General features: G+C 69.6%; 12 protein-coding genes. 3 read left to right on the top strand and 9 right to left on the bottom strand.

Annotated elements, in window-relative coordinates:
- Positions 1-14 precede the first annotated feature (14 nt).
- The 3 genes from G7043_RS50040 to G7043_RS30130 form a co-directional block, all read right to left on the bottom strand.
- Positions 15-2,357, bottom strand: coding sequence for an ATP-binding protein (locus G7043_RS50040; RefSeq protein WP_166051340.1), 2,343 nt, complete (start codon positions 2,355-2,357; stop codon positions 15-17).
- A 35-nt stretch (positions 2,358-2,392) separates the two neighbouring features.
- Entirely contained in the window at positions 2,393-3,754 is a 1,362-nt protein-coding gene (locus G7043_RS30135) for an MFS transporter (protein ID WP_166051338.1), read from the bottom strand.
- 70 nt (positions 3,755-3,824) lie between these two features.
- Entirely contained in the window at positions 3,825-4,757 is a 933-nt protein-coding gene (locus tag G7043_RS30130; protein WP_166051337.1) for a helix-turn-helix domain-containing protein, read from the bottom strand.
- Positions 4,758-4,940: 183 nt separating this feature from the next.
- Between G7043_RS30130 and G7043_RS30125 the strand changes: the two genes are divergently transcribed.
- The 3 genes from G7043_RS30125 to G7043_RS30115 all read left to right on the top strand — a co-directional run bounded on the left by G7043_RS30125 (position 4,941) and on the right by G7043_RS30115 (position 8,509).
- Positions 4,941-6,254 carry a replication-associated recombination protein A gene (locus tag G7043_RS30125; RefSeq protein ID WP_166051335.1) on the top strand — a complete coding sequence of 438 codons (1,314 nt, stop codon included), beginning with the start codon at positions 4,941-4,943 and terminating at the stop codon, positions 6,252-6,254.
- A gap of 373 nt (positions 6,255-6,627) precedes the next feature.
- Positions 6,628-7,647, top strand: coding sequence for a PQQ-dependent sugar dehydrogenase (locus G7043_RS30120; RefSeq protein ID WP_207311932.1), 1,020 nt, complete (start codon positions 6,628-6,630; stop codon positions 7,645-7,647).
- A 190-nt stretch (positions 7,648-7,837) separates the two neighbouring features.
- The gene (locus tag G7043_RS30115) at positions 7,838-8,509 is read left to right on the top strand and encodes an expansin EXLX1 family cellulose-binding protein (protein WP_207311931.1); all 672 of its coding nucleotides are present in this window, start codon (positions 7,838-7,840) and stop codon (positions 8,507-8,509) included.
- Positions 8,510-8,594: 85 nt separating this feature from the next.
- Here the strand turns inward: G7043_RS30115 and G7043_RS30110 are convergent, their stop codons facing one another.
- From G7043_RS30110 to G7043_RS30085, 6 genes are all read right to left on the bottom strand, one after another.
- Entirely contained in the window at positions 8,595-10,886 is a 2,292-nt protein-coding gene (locus tag G7043_RS30110) for an ATP-binding protein (RefSeq protein ID WP_166051331.1), read from the bottom strand.
- A 204-nt stretch (positions 10,887-11,090) separates the two neighbouring features.
- Positions 11,091-12,605 (bottom strand): cellulase family glycosylhydrolase, encoded by a 1,515-nt coding sequence (locus G7043_RS30105; RefSeq protein ID WP_166051329.1) that lies wholly within the window; start codon positions 12,603-12,605, stop codon positions 11,091-11,093.
- A gap of 269 nt (positions 12,606-12,874) precedes the next feature.
- Positions 12,875-13,840 carry an ABC transporter permease subunit gene (locus G7043_RS30100; protein ID WP_166051326.1) on the bottom strand — a complete coding sequence of 322 codons (966 nt, stop codon included), beginning with the start codon at positions 13,838-13,840 and terminating at the stop codon, positions 12,875-12,877.
- The gene (locus G7043_RS30095) at positions 13,828-14,736 is read right to left on the bottom strand and encodes an ABC transporter ATP-binding protein (protein ID WP_166051324.1); all 909 of its coding nucleotides are present in this window, start codon (positions 14,734-14,736) and stop codon (positions 13,828-13,830) included. The genes G7043_RS30100 and G7043_RS30095 overlap by 13 nt, the downstream gene beginning before the upstream one ends.
- Positions 14,733-15,128, bottom strand: a complete 396-nt coding sequence (locus G7043_RS30090) for a GntR family transcriptional regulator (RefSeq protein WP_166051322.1) — start codon at positions 15,126-15,128, stop codon at positions 14,733-14,735. Before G7043_RS30090 ends, G7043_RS30095 begins: the two co-directional genes overlap by 4 nt.
- Before the next feature lie 53 nt (positions 15,129-15,181).
- Positions 15,182-15,439, bottom strand: coding sequence for a tetratricopeptide repeat protein (locus tag G7043_RS30085; RefSeq protein ID WP_166051320.1), 258 nt, complete (start codon positions 15,437-15,439; stop codon positions 15,182-15,184).
- Between the last annotated feature and the right edge of the window lie 111 nt (positions 15,440-15,550).

Here is a 15,550-nt window from a genome sequence, read left to right as displayed (position 1 = left end):
CACACGGCGTCAGGTCATCGGTCGTGCAGCCACCGGGCGATCTGGGTGCGTGAAGTGGCTCCCAGCTTCTGCATGATCCGTTCGACGTGACCCTCCGCGGTGCGCTGACTGATCACCAGCTTGGCGGCGATCTGCTTGTTGGACAGGCCCTGTGCGACGAGATCGGCGATCTGGGCCTCCCGGCGGGTCAGCCGCACGTCCGGCTCAGGGCGATCGGCGTCGGGTGCGGGCTGGACTTCCTCGCCCAGGGCGTAGGAGATCATGTCGCCGGTGGTGAACTCGGCGCCGCGGCGGACGGCGGCTTCGAAGGCTGCGTCGCCGAGCACTTCGCGGATCCGGGTTTCCCACTTCCGGCGAGGCTCGGCGATGACCTTCCACCGACGTACCGACGTCGTGAACGTCTGCCACCTGTTGCGCGCCGCCCCGATGAGCGTGGCCGCGCGTTCGTAGTCGCCGATGGCGGCGGTGATCTCGGTGAGCAGGTCGAGCGAGAAGACCAGCGTCATCGCGTCGGGCAGGCTGCGCCGCAGACCGAGGGCTTCCCGGGCCCAGGCCGCGGCGGAGTCGAGGTCGCCCAGGGCGAACTCGACCCTGGCGAGGACGTTCAGCCCGTGCGCCAACAGGTAGCGATCACCTCGTGGCCGGCAGAGGGCGAGGATCTGCTCGGCTTGTCGTGCGGCAGCGGGGTGATCGCCTTGCAGGTAGCAGTTCATCGCGAGTGCGATCCGTGCGTGGACGGTGCCGGCGCCCTCCTCGCCGAGGGCGCTGAACCGGGCGAGGGCGTCTTCCAGAAACGCGGTGGCCCGCTGGTAGTCACCGCGGTGCATCGCCACCGCGCCGAGTCGTTTGATCGCGCGTGCCTGGGTCATCTCGTCGCCCACGTCCCGGGCGAGGTCGAAGGCCGCCTCCAGTCGTGCGGTCGCCGCGTCGAGATCGCCCTGCACGCTGGCGAGGTGACCGTCGATCCACAGCGCCACAGCCCTGTCCGCGGTGTTCGCGGGGTTGACCTCGAGTGCCCGCCGCAGCCAGTCACGGCCCTCCAGCACCAGACCGAAGACCAGCCAGTAGAACCACAGGGTTCCGGCCAGGCGCAACGCCTGTGGCCGGCCATCCGGTGTGCTGAGGCAGAAGTCGAACGCCATCCGCAGGTTGCCGTGTTCGGTCCTCGACCACCGGCACCACTTTTCCTGGTCCGGGCCGAACCACTTCTGTTCCGCGACACCGGCGCGGTTCAGGTACCAGGCAGCGTGCCGGTGGCGGAGCGCGGCTTCCTCACCACGCCGTTCCAGTTCCTCCTGCCCGAACTCGCGGATGGTCTCCAGCATCCGGTAGCGCGCGACCTCGCCCTGGTCGACGAAGGTGACGATCGACTTGTCCACCAGGCCGGTGACGAGGTCGAGCAGGGAGTCGACCGGCAGGATCTCGTCCGCGCAGACGCCTTCGACCGCGTCCAGCCCGAACCCGCCGCTGAACACCGACAGGCGTTCCCACAGCCGCCGCTCCGGCTTGGAGCACAGGTCGAAGGACCAGGCCACGCAGGCCCGCAGCGTCTGCTGTCGTGGTGGGGAGGTGCGCAGGCCGCGGCTGAGCAGTGCGAAACGGTTGTCCAGCCGCTCCAGGATCTGCTCGGGCGTCAGCACCCGGATGCGGGCGGCGGCCAGCTCGATCGCCAGCGGCAGCCCGTCCAGCCGGTGACAGATCCCGACCACCGCCAGGCTGTTCTGCTCGGTGAGCTGGAAGCCGGGTCCGGCGACGTCGGCGCGGGCGGAAAACAGCGACACCGACTCGTTGAGACTGAGCTCCTTGAGGCTTGGACGCCGCTCCGGCTCCGGCTCCGGCGCCGGTAGCGGCGGTACCTCGTAGGTCAGTTCGCCCGCGATGCACAGCCGTTCCCGGCTGGTGGCCAGGATCCGCAGCTTCGGGCACGACCGGAGCAGCGTGTCGGCCATGATGGCGCAGGCCGGGATCAGCTGCTCGCAGTTGTCCAGGAGGAGCAGCAGGTGCCGGTCGGCGAGCTGGTCGGCCAGCAGTTCGAGCGGCGGCCTGGCCGACTGTTCCCGCAACCCGAGCGCGGACCCCACCAGGTAGGCCAGCACGTTCGGGTCCTGCACCTCCATGGTGAGCAGATCCGACCCGTGCGGCTGGGTCAGGTCGACGAACCACACGCCGTCCGGCAGCGCTCGTCGCAGCTCCGTCGCCACCCGCAGGGCCAGCCGCGTCTTCCCGGTGCCACCGACCCCGGTCAACGTCACCAGCCGGCCCTCACCCAAAAGCCGCTTCACGGCCCCCACGTCACGCCGTCGTCCGACGAAGCTGGTCAGCTCGGCGGGAAGACCGCCGACGTGGACCCGATCCACGGCTGGCACGACCCCCTGACGTCAGGTGTGCGGCTTCACGACGATTCTGCCGTCCGCACATCCCCAGGTCCACGGGAGAGGCGTACTCCCGCCGACAGTCCGAAGATCGCGGCGAACAGGGCTCCTGCCGACACGACCAGCACGTAGATCGCGGGCGACAGCGGACTGCCGGTGGCGGCGATCAGGGACGCTGACACGTACGGAGCGCTGCTGCCGATCAACGCCACCGCGAGGTTGCTCGCCAGGGCGGTGCCCGTGAAACGAATGGGCACCGGGAACAACACCACGCTCAGGACCGCGCCCAGCATCCCGCTGGCGCCCAGGAACAGCGCCCACAGGCTCTGCCCGGCCACGGCACCGGCGAAGCTGCCTGACCGCACGATGAGCAGGAACGCGGGCACCGAGGTGAGCGCGGCACCGATGACGACGCCGATCGCCACGCGGCGCACCGGAAAGCGATCGACGAGATATCCGCCCAGCATCGTGGACAGGCCCAGCACGATGATCGAGAGACCGTTGGCGGCGAACGCGTCGGCCGGTGACATCCGGCCCTCCCGCATGAGATAGGTGGGGAGGAAGCCGACCAGCATGAAACCGCCGAGCGACGAGGCCGCCGTCCAGACGGTGACCACCAGCAGCCGGCGCTTGGCCGAGCGCAGCGTCCGCACGAACGGCGCTCGGCCACGTCTGGGCGCGTCGCCGAGCGCGACGAACTCCGGGCTTTCCAGCACGCGGGTGCGCACGTACAACCCGACCAGCCCGATGAGCCCGGCGATGAGGAAGGCCACTCGCCAGCCCCAGGCGGCCAGCTGCTCCGGCTCCAGCAGCCTGGCGAGGCCGAACCCGACCGCCGCCGCGGTGAAGGCCCCCAGATTGCCCGCGACGTTGACCATCGCCACCGCCCGGCCTCGCCGATCCCGCGGAGCGTGCTCCAGCACCAGCACGTTCGCTCCGGTGAGCTCCCCGCTCGCCGACAGGCCCTGCAACACCCGGCACACCAGCAGCAGCACCGGAGCCAGGATGCCGACGGAGTGGTACGTCGGCAGCAGGCCGAACGCCATGGTGCTGCCGCTCATCAGCAACACCGAGGCGACCAGTGCCGTCCGCCGTCCCAGCCGGTCTCCGATGTGCCCGAAGAGGATCGCTCCGAGAGGGCGGACGACCGAGCCGAGAGCCAGGACGGCGAACGTGGACAGCAACGCCGCCGTCGGATCCTGGCGCGGGAAGAACTGCTCGGCGAGGATGCCGGCGAAGTAGCCGTAGACGAGCAGGTCGTAGACCTCGACGAGGGTGCCCACGGTCGCGGCCGCGACGACCCGCCGGTAGCCGCGGCGATCGAGTCTGGTGGGGGAGCCGGAGCCGGAGCCGGAATCGGTGTCGGTGTCGGTGTCGGACAAGGAATGCTCCCGAGGCGCTGAGCCGGATCACCTCATTACTCCGCACCAACGGGTGGCTGTCCAGCCGTTCTCACCCGAGAGCTGGTGAGGCAGTCGACTGAGACCCTGCCGCGAAGTCGGCGGGGGTGAGACCGGTGCGGTCGCGGAAGAAGCGGCCGAAGTTCGCGGGATCGGTGAAGCCGAGGTGAGCGGCCACCGTCCGGGCGTCCCACCGGGCGCCTCCCAGCAGGCGCCGGGCTTCGAGCAGCCGCCGTTCGTTGATCAGCTCACGCACCCCGTGGCCGGTGGCGTCCTGGGCGGCGCGGCTGAGGGTGCGGACCGAGCAGCCGAGGAGTTCGGCGTAGTCCGCGGCTCGGCGCAGTTCGCGGAAGTGCAGCTCGAGGGCGTCCACGGACCGTCCGTAGGTGTCACGACGGCCCGTGCCCGCTGTCGTGTCGGAGGGCGTGACGCCGGGGGCGTTGGCGAGGCGCAACAGCAGCGATTCGAGCAGGCTGCGGCGCAGCGCGTGGTGGACGTCGAGAGGGCGGCGCCCGAGTGCCCGGTGTTCGTCCAGGAGCTGGAGTGCCGTCTGCTGGAGCCAGTCGACGTCATCGGGGTGCGGGCTCAGCACGGCGGGGGCCTCGTGCGCGGTGAGCGGGGCCAGGAGGCGGGCGGTGCCGGGCGTCAGCACGTCCGGCTCGAACAGGATGAACGGGCCGCGGACGGCACCGGGCGGATGCCAGCACTGACTGTGTCCGGGACGCACCCACAGCCACTGGCCGGGCGCGATCGTCCGCGTGACGTGGTCGACGTCGTGCCGCAGCTCGCCCTCGGTGACCAGGATCAGGTAGTGGAAGGTGGCGCGGCCCGGACGGGGCGGGTTCCACGGCCAGTCGTCGTGCTCGGCGAAGAAGTCCTCGACGGTGCGCACCTCAAGGCCGTACGGAGTGCTGACCGGGGGCTGGAAACCGTACAGCGGAACCGCGGCCGGTTCGCCCGGCTTGAGGTGTCGCTTGTTGACCATCACGTGTCCGCAGCCTACTGCCGGTTGGGTCTGTTCTCAGGGAGAGGATGAGCCCATGAACGGATCGACCCTGCCGAGGACGAGCCCGTCGATCCGCGCACCCACGGCAGCGGCTGAGCCCTCTTTTGTCAGGGTCCCGTGCAACGCTGGCCGCACACGTCCCGCCTCCGATCCGAGAGTCCGATGGAACCGATCGAACCGACCCTGCCGCTCTTCGACGAGGAACCCGCCCGGCCGCTGGCCGACCGCCTGCGCCCCCGGCGGCTGGACGACGTCGTCGGGCAGGACCACCTCCTGGCCCCGGACGCCCCGCTGGGCCGCATGGTCGCCCAGCAGCGCCTCGGCTCGGCCGTCCTGTGGGGACCACCCGGTGTCGGGAAAACGACCATCGCCCGGCTCCTCGCGGCCGGCAGCAACCTGACCTTCGAATCGGTGTCGGCCACCTTCTCCGGCGTGGCCGATCTGCGGAAGGTCTTCGCCGCCGCCCAAAAACGGCGTCATGTCGGTCAGGGCACCCTGCTGTTCGTCGACGAGATCCACCGCTTCAACCGCGCCCAGCAGGACAGCTTCCTCCCCTACGTCGAGGACGGCACGATCGTCCTGATCGGCGCCACCACCGAGAACCCGAGCTTCGAACTCAACGGCGCCCTCCTGTCCCGCACCCAGGTCCTCGTGCTCAAACGCCTCGACGAAGCCGCGCTGTCCACACTGCTCACCCGCGCCGAGCAGCTCACCGGCCACCGCCTGCCCCTGGACGACGACGCCCGCCGAGCACTGATCGCCATGGCCGACGGCGACGGCCGCTACCTCCTGAACATGGCCGAACAGCTCCAGGCCCTCCCGGATACCCAGACACCCCTGGACACCACCGCGCTCGCCCACCACATCCAGCAGCGCGCCCCGCTGTACGACAAGGCGCAGGAAAGCCACTACAACCTGATCTCCGCGCTGCACAAGTCGATGCGCGGCTCGGACCCGGACGCGGCCCTGTACTGGCTCGCCCGCATGCTCGACGGCGGCGAGGACCCGCTGTACGTGGCCCGAAGACTGGTCCGCTTCGCAACCGAGGACATCGGCATGGCCGACCCGCACGCCGTCCAGCAGACGCTCGCCGCCTGGGACGTCTACGAGCGACTCGGCTCCCCCGAGGGAGAGTTGGCGATCGCCCAGGCAGTCGTCTATCTCGCCACCGCCCCGAAATCCATCGCCGTCTACCGCGGTTTCGACGCGGCACATCGCGCCGCCCGACGCACCGGCTCGCTCATGCCGCCCGCCCACATCCTCAACGCCCCGACCCGGCTGATGAAGGACCTCGGCTACGGCAAGGACTACCAGTACGACCCCGACACCGCCGACGGTTTCTCCGGCGCCGACTACTTCCCCGGTGGCATGGACCGCGAGACCTATTACCAGCCCACCCAAAACGGCTACGAAGCCGAGATCACCGAGCGCCTGCGCCACTGGGCTGTCTCGCGTGCCCGCCGACAACGCGGATGATCAGCCCAGATGGGCCGTCGGTACGAGCCCGCTGCCGGTGTGGCGGACGGAGACGGGGCCGCAGAGTTCTCCGGCGACCTCACGCTCAGCCTGCCGTCGCACCAGCGCCTCGGCACCGGCTACCTCCTGCAGTCCTGCGCCGCCTCAGCCGCACAGCCACTGCCCGACCCGCCCGCGCACCGCCAGATGTACCGAGCCATGTTGCCGCGACCCAACACCAACGCGATTAGCGCCAACGCACCACTGCGACACTCCGGCCGGGATCCTACGGCTGACGGTGTTGGACACGCTCTCACCGTGCTTACATGGAATCGAGGTCTCGCGCTGCTGCCGCCGCCGCCGACATCGCGTCAACGAGGTCATGGAGGCATGCATGAGATTCCATCGAGTTCTGCTGCTCGGAGCGGCTGCGGCCATGGGGCTGTCGCTGACACCGGGGACCGCCGCCGCTGTCGAGCGTGACGTGGCGACGAACCTGGTCGTACCGTGGGACATCGCTTTCCTGCCGGATCGCTCGGCGTTGGTGACCGAACGCAACTCGGCCCGCGTGCTGTCCATCAGCAACGGGACGACCCGCGAGGTCGCTCGCATCCCTGGTGTCTCGGCGCAGGGCGAGGGTGGCCTGCTGGGCATCGCCGTCTCGCCGAACTACGCCACCGACCGGTACGTTTTCGTCTACTACACGTCCACTTCGGACAATCGAATCGCCAGGTTCCGCATCGGCGAGACACCTGCGCCGATCGTGACCAGCATCCCGCGCGGCCAGTCGATCCACAACGGCGGCGGGTTGTCGTTCGGCCCGGACGGACTGCTCTACGCGGGCACCGGCGACGCGGGCAACACCGCCAACGCGCAGAACCCGAGCTCATTGGGCGGCAAGGTCCTGCGCATGACGATGGACGGCAGGCCCGCACCGGGCAACCCGACCTCGTCACTGGTCTACAGCCTGGGCCACCGCAACGTGCAGGGCCTGGCCTGGGACGCCCAGGGGCGGATGTACGCCGCCGAGCTCGGGCAGAACCGGCTCGACGAGCTGAACCGCATTCAGCCTGGCGGCAACTACGGCTGGCCGACCTGCGAAGGTGCGTGCAACAACCCCCGGTTCGTCGACCCGCTGCTGACGTGGTCCACCGCAACGGCTTCGCCCAGCGGCTTGGCCTTCCACCAGGGCAATCTCTACATGGCGGCGCTGCGCGGCCAGCGACTGTGGAAGATCCCGGTCAACGCCAACGGCGGCGTCGGCCAGCCGCAGGCGTTGTTCTCCGGCACCTACGGCCGGTTGCGCGCGGTCGCTTCGGCGCCGGACGGCACGCTGTGGTTCTCGACGTCGAACCGTGACGGGCGCGGCAGCCCGCTCGCCGGTGACGATCGGATCGTCAGCACGACGAGTTGACGAGCACGACGGCCTCCGCCGCGGCGCACGAGTTCCGGGGCGGAGGCCCAGTTCGACACCAGCGTTGTCGAACGGATCGAATCCCGCTGCTCAACGTCCTTTGTGCAGATCGACACCGTCCGATGTGGACAGTGATGGGTTGGACTGTTCGGTGGCTGCGTTCCGCCGTGCGGCTGGGACCATCGAGGTCATGCGGCGACCGTCGGTCATGGCGTTGATGATGATCTGCTGTCTGGTGCTCACGGTCACGCCGGCGAACGCGGCTGTCGTACCGGGCGTCACCTACCGCGGAGAAGGAACGTTCTACGGCGCAACGGGTGTCGGCAACTGTTCCTACGACGCCACCAGTGACACGGGCATCGCGGCGCTGAACCACACGGACTACGGCAACTCCGCGATGTGCGGCGCGTATCTCCGCGTCACCGGGCCGCTCGGCGAGGTCACCGTGAAGATCGTCGACCGGTGCCCGGAGTGCGCGCAGGGCGATGTGGACCTGAGCCAGGCCGCGTTCGCCAAGATCGCGAACCCCGTGGCCGGGCGGGTGCCGATCTCCTGGCGGCTCCTCAGCCCGGACGTCAGCGGTCCGGTGAGTTACCGCTACAAGGAGGGATCGTCGCAGTGGTGGTGCGGGATCCAGGTGCGCAACCACCGCAACCCGGTCGCGAAACTGGAGGTCCGTGCCGCGTCCGGCTGGATGGCGCTGCCGAGGTTGGAGTACAACTACTTCGTCTCGCAGTCGGGCGCCGGCTGCGGGGCCGACATCCGGATCACGGACATCTACGGGCAGACCCTCACCGACACGGGTATCGCGATCCGCGAGCGCGTCGACCAGCCCGGCAAAGCGCAGTTCGCCAAACGCTGACCACGCGCAGTCGAGACCAAGCGCTTGCTGACCTCGCTGTGATCCGCGCTGGGGCGCATGGCGAAGCCGCAGGCCGCAGCGAAGCTCACAGATTGTCTAAAGTGGTTTGGTCCTTCTCCCGCCGGACGATCCAGGTGGCGAGCTGCGTGCGTGAGGAGAACCCGAGCTTGGCCAGAATGCGTTCCACATGGCCTTCGGCGGTGCGCTGGGAGATCACCAGCCGGGCGGCGATCTCCTTGTTGGACAACCCCTGCGCGATCAGTTCCGCGACCTGCTGTTCCCTGCGGGTCAACGGTGTTCTCCCGGAACCGGCCGAAGTGCGGACAGCCGGCTCCTCCTCTTCTCCCAGCGCGTAGGCGACGGCCTGGCCGGCGTCCAAGGCGGCGCCACGGCCGAACGCGATCTGAAAGTCGTGATCGCCGAGGGAATGGCGGATCTGCCGCTCGCAGTCGTCGTGCACGGCTAGGTGGGGCTTGGACCCGCACATGGGCTGTGCGCCGACCAGGGGCCACAGGGTGCCGGCCGCGCCGAGCAGCACTGCTGCCCGCTCGCTCTCACCTGCTGCCGCGGCGATCCAGGCCAGCCGTTCGACCAAGGTCGCCGTGCCGAAGATGTCTTCAAAGGCGTGCATGACCCGAAGGCCCTCCTGCGCGTACGTTCTCGCCCGTGCCATCTCTCCCTGCTTCCACGCGGCGAGGGACAGCGCGATGAGCGTGTGGGCACGTGCCCATTGCTCGCCGTGCTCTTCGCAGAGCGCGCGGGCGTGCTCCGTGCGGGCAACAGCGCGGGTCAGGTCGCCTCCTCCGAACACGGCCGGCACCACCTGGTTGGCACACGCCATGATCACGATGGAGGTCAGCTCGCCCAGGGCGGCGAACCGCGACACGGCGTCCTCCGACAACGCGAGGCCGCGCTGGAGGTCGTCGTTGAACTGCGCGATGCCCGCCTGGATGTGCAAGGCGTAGGCCAAAGCCGTTTCGTCGCCTTGTGACTGCGCCCAGTCCCGGTACTCCCGCACCATCGCCGCGCCCGCGGTGAGGTCTCCTTGCGCCATGGCGAGGTAGCAGTTGATCCGCAAGGCGGTGGCTCGTGTCCGGGTCGGCTCGGTGTCCTGTGCCAGTGCTCGGTTCAGCCAATGACGTCCCTCAGCCAGAAAACCGCAGTACCAGTAGAAGTACAGGGCGGCGGCCAGTCGCAGCCCTGCCTGGGACTCGCCGGGCGTGCTGAGGCAGAACTCCAGAGCTAGGCGCAGGTTGGCGTGCTCGGGCCGGGTGCGGGCGACGACCTGCAGCTGCGTGGGGCCGAACCACTCGGCGTCGCCGCGCTCGGCGAGATCGAGGTAGTGGTCCCGGTGCCGCCTGCGCAACACCGCCGCCATCCCGGACTCCTGGAGAACCTCCCGTCCGTAGTGGGCGATGGTGTCCAGCATCCGGTACCGGGCCGTGGGACCGTGGTCCTCGCGGATCAGGATCGACTTGTCCAGCAGACCGGCCACGAGATCGAGCATCGCGTCACGGCCGATGCCGTCCCCCGCGCAGACCGCTTCCGCCGCGTCCAGGTCGAACCCGCCGGCGAACACCGACATCCTGGCCCAGGCCATCTGTTCCGCCGGCGAGCACAGCTCGTAGCTCCAGTCGACCACGGCCCGCAGGGTCTGATGGCGGGCTGGTCCCGTCCAGGAGTCCGCCCGCAGCAGCCGAAACCGGTCGTCCAGCCGCTGCAGGATCTGCTCGGGCGTCAGCGCCCGCAGCCGTGCCGCGGCCAGTTCGATGGCCAACGGCAACCCGTCGAGCCGCCGGCAGATCCCGGCCAGCACGGCGTGGTTGTCCTCGGTGGCCTCGAAACCGGGCAGCACAAGCCTTGCGCGCTCCACGAACAGGCGAACGGCCGCATGCCCGTGCGGCTCCTGCGGACGTGGCGGGCGTGCAGAACCCGGTACAGGCAGCGGTGGCACCTCCAGCAGTTGCTCACCCGCCGTGCCCAGGGCCTGCCGGCTGGTGGCCAGGATCCGCAGTCCTGGCGCCGCCGAGAGCAGGGTGGCCGCCATCGCGGCACATCGGTCTGCCAGGTGCTCGCAGTTGTCCAGCACCAGCAGCAACCGCTTGTCGCGCAGGTAGCTCACCACGGCCGCCAGCGGTGAGCGTGCGGACTGGTCCTGCAGGCCAACGGTGTCGGCGACCGTCTGCTCCAGCAGCGTCCCGTCCGCGAGGGCGGCCAGTTCGACCAGCCACACCCCGTCGGTGAACGCCCGCCGCACTCCAGCCGCGACCCGCACCGCCAGCCGGCTCTTGCCGATCCCGCCCAGCCCGGTCAGGGTCAGCAACCGGGCGGCCCCCAACAGCCGCCTGGCCTCAGCGACTTCGTGTTTGCGGTCCACGAAAGTGGTGACCTCGGCGGGCAGACCGCCCTCACGCGACCGTGACCGAGTACCCGGCAGCACAGGTCTCTCATGCTCGGCGATGTCGCACCTGCAGCTCCACACCAGAAGAGACGGGCAGCCGACGAACTCCGGCGTCAAGCGTACGCCGGAGTCCCGCCTGGCAGAACCACTCGCGCTGTCGGCAGCTGTGCCTCCGAATGGTTACGGTGTGACGGTGAGCAGGTGGGCGCGGAAGCCCTCGCCGAAGGTCTTGGTCGGCGTGCCGTTGTAGTCCTCGATCAACACGTTGCCGCCGCTGCAACCCCACGGGTTCCAGGTCCAGGCGGTGTAGCCGAGCCGGCGCGAGTCGAGCCAGGTCATCACCTGGTCGATGTAGTCGTGGGCACAGGTGTCCTGGCCGATCTCACCGGCGTGCACCGGCACCTGCGCGGCGACCGCGCCGATCTGGCTGTCCCAGCACGACACCGTCACGCAGCCGTTGAAGTTGTAGGAGTGCCACGACGCCATCAGGTTGCCGGTCGGGTCGTTGGGTTTGTAGGCCAGCCACTGGCTGAGGTCGTTGGTCCACGTCAGTCCGCCGGTCATCACCACGTTCGTGGCTCCGGTCGCGCGGACCGCGTCGAGCAGGTCCTGCATGCCCGCCACCTGGTACTCGATACCGGTGCACGTGCCGCCGTCGCGCAGGCACCGCCACGCCGCCGCCATGTCCGACCAGTTGTTGGACGCGTCCGGCCAGGGCTCGTTGAACAGGTCGAAGACGACTGCGTTGTTGCCCTTGAACGCGGTGGCCACCTGCGTCCAGAACGTCGGCGTGTGCTGCATGCTCGGCATCGGCTTCTGACAGGTCGCGTTCACGTCCGAGCAGGCCGAGATGTTGCCGGTGTACTGCCCGTGCGTCCAATGCAGGTCCAGGATCGGGTTGACGCCCCCCGCCACCAGAACGTTCACGTAGTCCTTGACCGCCTGCTGGTAGGCGGCGCCGCTGGGCGAGCCGGACAGGCCGAGCCAGCAGTCCTCGTTCAGCGGGATGCGCACCGCGCGGATGTTCCAGGCCTTCATCGCGTCCACCGACGCCTTGTCCACCGGGCCGCTGTCCCACATGCCCTTGCCCTGCACGCAGGCGAACTCGCCGCTGGCGCGGTTGACGCCGAGCAGCCGGTAGGTCTCCCCGGCGGCGGTGACGAGTTTGTTCCCGGAGACGCGCAGCGCCGGCGCCGGACCACCGACCGGCGGGTTGCCCGTCGTGGTGGTCGTCGTCGTGGTCGTCGGCGGGTTGGTGCCGGTGCAGGTGGCGCCGTTGACCGCGAAGTCCGCTGGCTTGGCGTTGCTGCCGCTGTAGGAGAAGTTCGCCCCCGCGCTCACGCTGCCGCCCGCGGGGATGGTGGCGTTCCAGCTGGCGTTGGTCACCGTGATCTGCTTGCCGGACTGGGACCACACGCCACTCCAGCCCTGTTGCAGGGTCTGGTTTCCGGCGTACGAGTACGTCAGCGTCCAGCCGCTGGCCGCCGACCCGCTGAGGTTGGAGATGGTCACGTTGGCGCCGAAACCACTGCCCCAGTCGTTGGCCGAGTAGTCGACCTTGCACGCGAACGCGGCCGCCGCGTTCGCCTCACCGGTCGGCAGACCCGCCGCTGCGGTCAGGACTGTGCACGCCGTGGCCACGGTGACGCCCAGAGCGGCGAGCGCGGTGCCTCGTTTCCTGGCTCTTCCCAACATCAGCACTCCCTTGTGCACGTGATGTCCAGTCCGCCGCCGCGCTGGTGGGGAATTCGCCCGGAAACGGTTTCGGAGTCATGTCGCGGAAATTGTTGGCCGAATTGCAAGCTCTGACCTGTGCAGTGGATACCGGCAGGCGGAAGCCGCTGCTCCAACGGTCTGGGAGCGCTCCCAGAATTAGCCTAGCGCACAGGCGGTGAGATCTGAAGCCCGTTCGAATTCGGTCGTCGAATTCAGTCGTGAATCGTCGAATTAGTCGACCCCGGCCATTAGATCAGGCGGCGCCGTACCCGCCACACGACCACACCGATCAGGACCGCCGCGACGGCGACGAACAGGGCCGCCTCGATGAACTGGAACGTCCAGAACCGGTCGGCCGGGTGGTAGACCCCGAACTGCTGGATGCCCCGCGCGTGCAGGAACTGGTTGAGGTTGGTGCCGGCCCGGTCGGCGGCGTCCTCCAGGTCGTAGTACTCGGTCGCGCTCAGTCTGCGGCCGGTGGCATCCGCGTAGCCGTGTTCGATCGTCCAGTCAGCGAAGCCGGCCACGGACCGGTCCTTGGCGCCGCCGACGGAGATCGGCTCCGTGGTGGTGAGCGGCGTGGCGTACGCGGGACGGGCCAGCAGCGCCACCAGCATCCGGGCGGCGAGGAACGCCCCGAACGCGACGCCGAACGCGGGCAGGCTGCGCCGCAGGATCGCCCCCGCGGCGGTGGCGACGCCGAACGCGAACAGCGCGTACGCCACCGGAACAAGTCCCTCCAGGTCGAAGGCGTCGTACTGGAACCGCCCTTCCCACGCGTCGAACGGCTGACGGAACCAGGTGAGCACCGCGGTGAAGATCCCGGTGAGCGCGACGGTGACGCCGGCCAGTGCCGCGAGCTTGACCGCCAGCCAGCGCATCCGCGGCACGGCCTGCGTCCAGGCGAGCTGCCAGGTGCCGTCCTCCAGTTCACGCGCGAGCAGCGGCGCACCGAGGAACGCGCCGATGACGACGGGGACCAGGTAGAAGGCCGCCAGGAGGTTCTCGACGAACCCGTACTGCTCGTCGAGCCGTCGGAAGGAGGCCGTGCAGGCCTCGTCGGCACCGGCCGCTCCCGCACACCGGGCGGGACCGCCGGGGAACAGGTCGTGGGCCTGCGTCCCGAGCACGAGCAGGGCGATGCCGAACAGGCCGACGAGCAAACCCAGGACGCAGACCTCGGTCCGGTGCTGGCGCCAGATCAACCACGCCATGCCGCCACCTCCGACGTGACCGCGGCGCCCGGCTCGGACGGCCGGCGCAGGTACGCCAGCACCAGATCCTCCAACGAGATCGGCTGGGCCTGCCACCCCGGCGCGGTGGGGATCGCGCCGTCGCGTACCAGCAGGGTCGTGTGCCGGTCGCTGTGGACGGCCTCCACGACGGTGCCGGCCCGGTCGAGGTCGGTGGCCGTGCGCGGGCCGACGAGCAGCCGGTGCTCGGTGAGGAGGGTGTCGATGTCACCGGTGAGCGTGACCCGGCCGCGGTTGAGCACGACCAGGTGGTCGCAGACGCGCTCCAGCTCGTGCACGACGTGGGAGGAGAACAGGACGGTCACCCCGCCTTCGGCCACCGCGCCCATGAGGACCTGCAGGAACTCGTGCCGGGCCAGCGGGTCGAGGCTCGCCACCGGCTCGTCGAGGACGAGCAGGTCCGGCCGCTTCGCCAGGGCCAGCGCCAGCGCGACCTGGGCCTGCTGCCCGCCGGAGAGCGTGCCGGCCCTGCGGTCGAGCGGGATGTCCAGCTTCGCCAGCCGGCGCTCGGCCAGCCCCTGGTCGAACCGCAGGTTGCAGGCCCGGCCGAAGCGGAGCATCTCGGCGACGGTGAAGCGCTTGTACAGCGGGTGGTCCTGGGCCAGGAACCCGATCCGGGACAGGGTGTGCGGGGTGCTGGCGGTGACGTCGTGGCCGAGGACCTCCACCGTGCCGGTGCTCGGTGCCAGCAACCCGACGACCAGGCGCAGCAGTGTGGTCTTTCCCGCGCCGTTCGGTCCGACCAGGGCGATCACGCCGCCCGCCGGCAGGGCCAGGGTGCAGTCGCGCAGCGCCCAGCCCTTCCGGTACCGCTTGCCCACGCCGTCGGTGCGCAGCGCGAACTCCGTCGCTGTCACGCCACGCCCTCGTTCCTCGTCTGCTGGTGGACGGAAGCGAAAAGCGCGTCGACCGCCTGCTCGTCGAGGCCGGCCTCGTAGGCGCGGCGCAACCAGGTCACCAGGCCGCGGCGCAGCGACGTGTACGTCGCTGCCGACATCACGGCCGACTGCTGTTCGTTGACGAACGTGCCCTGGCCGGGCCGGCCGGTGACCAGGTTCTCCTGCTCCATCTGCCGGTAGGCCTTGGCGACGGTGTTCGGATTGATCGCCAGCTCCTCGACCACCTCGCGGATGAGCGGGAGACGGTCGCCGGGTTGGAGAAAGCCCAGCAGCACCGCCTGGCGGGCCTGCTGGACGAGTTGCAGGTACGGCGGCACGCCGGAGTGGGTGTCGAGCCGGAAGACGAACACGGCAGCCCCTTTGCTGGTTTACTAGTGGCATAGTAAAACAGCAGTTGGCGGTCTCATCCGAGAGCGTCGAGCTGTTCCTGGGCGCGGGTCATCTCCTCCACCCGCTGCTGTGCCCGGTACAGCCCCAGTGCTTCCCGCAACGCCTCCCGCGCCTGCTCGTGCCGACCGAGGGTGGCGAGCGACTGGCCGAGCCTGTCGAGGGTGTCGGCGGTGTGGTAGCTGTGGCCGAGGTCGCGGAGGAGCTCGAGGGCGTGCTGGTAGTGGCCGACGGCGCCGGCGTGGTGACCGCTGAGGTGCACAACGATCTCCACCGTCATCTCGCTGCCCCCAATCCCGCGGTTGTCCCACCTGAACACGCGCCATCAGCGGATCGATGAAACGCAAGCTTTCACAAAGCCGGCCGTGCGCTGTGGGCTGAAGCC

This window comes from Lentzea alba (assembly GCF_011067745.1).
Classification (GTDB): Bacteria; Actinomycetota; Actinomycetes; order Mycobacteriales; family Pseudonocardiaceae; genus Lentzea; species Lentzea alba.
The sequence above is the reverse complement of the archived record's forward strand: the minus strand, read 5'-3'. Positions and strand labels throughout refer to the sequence as shown.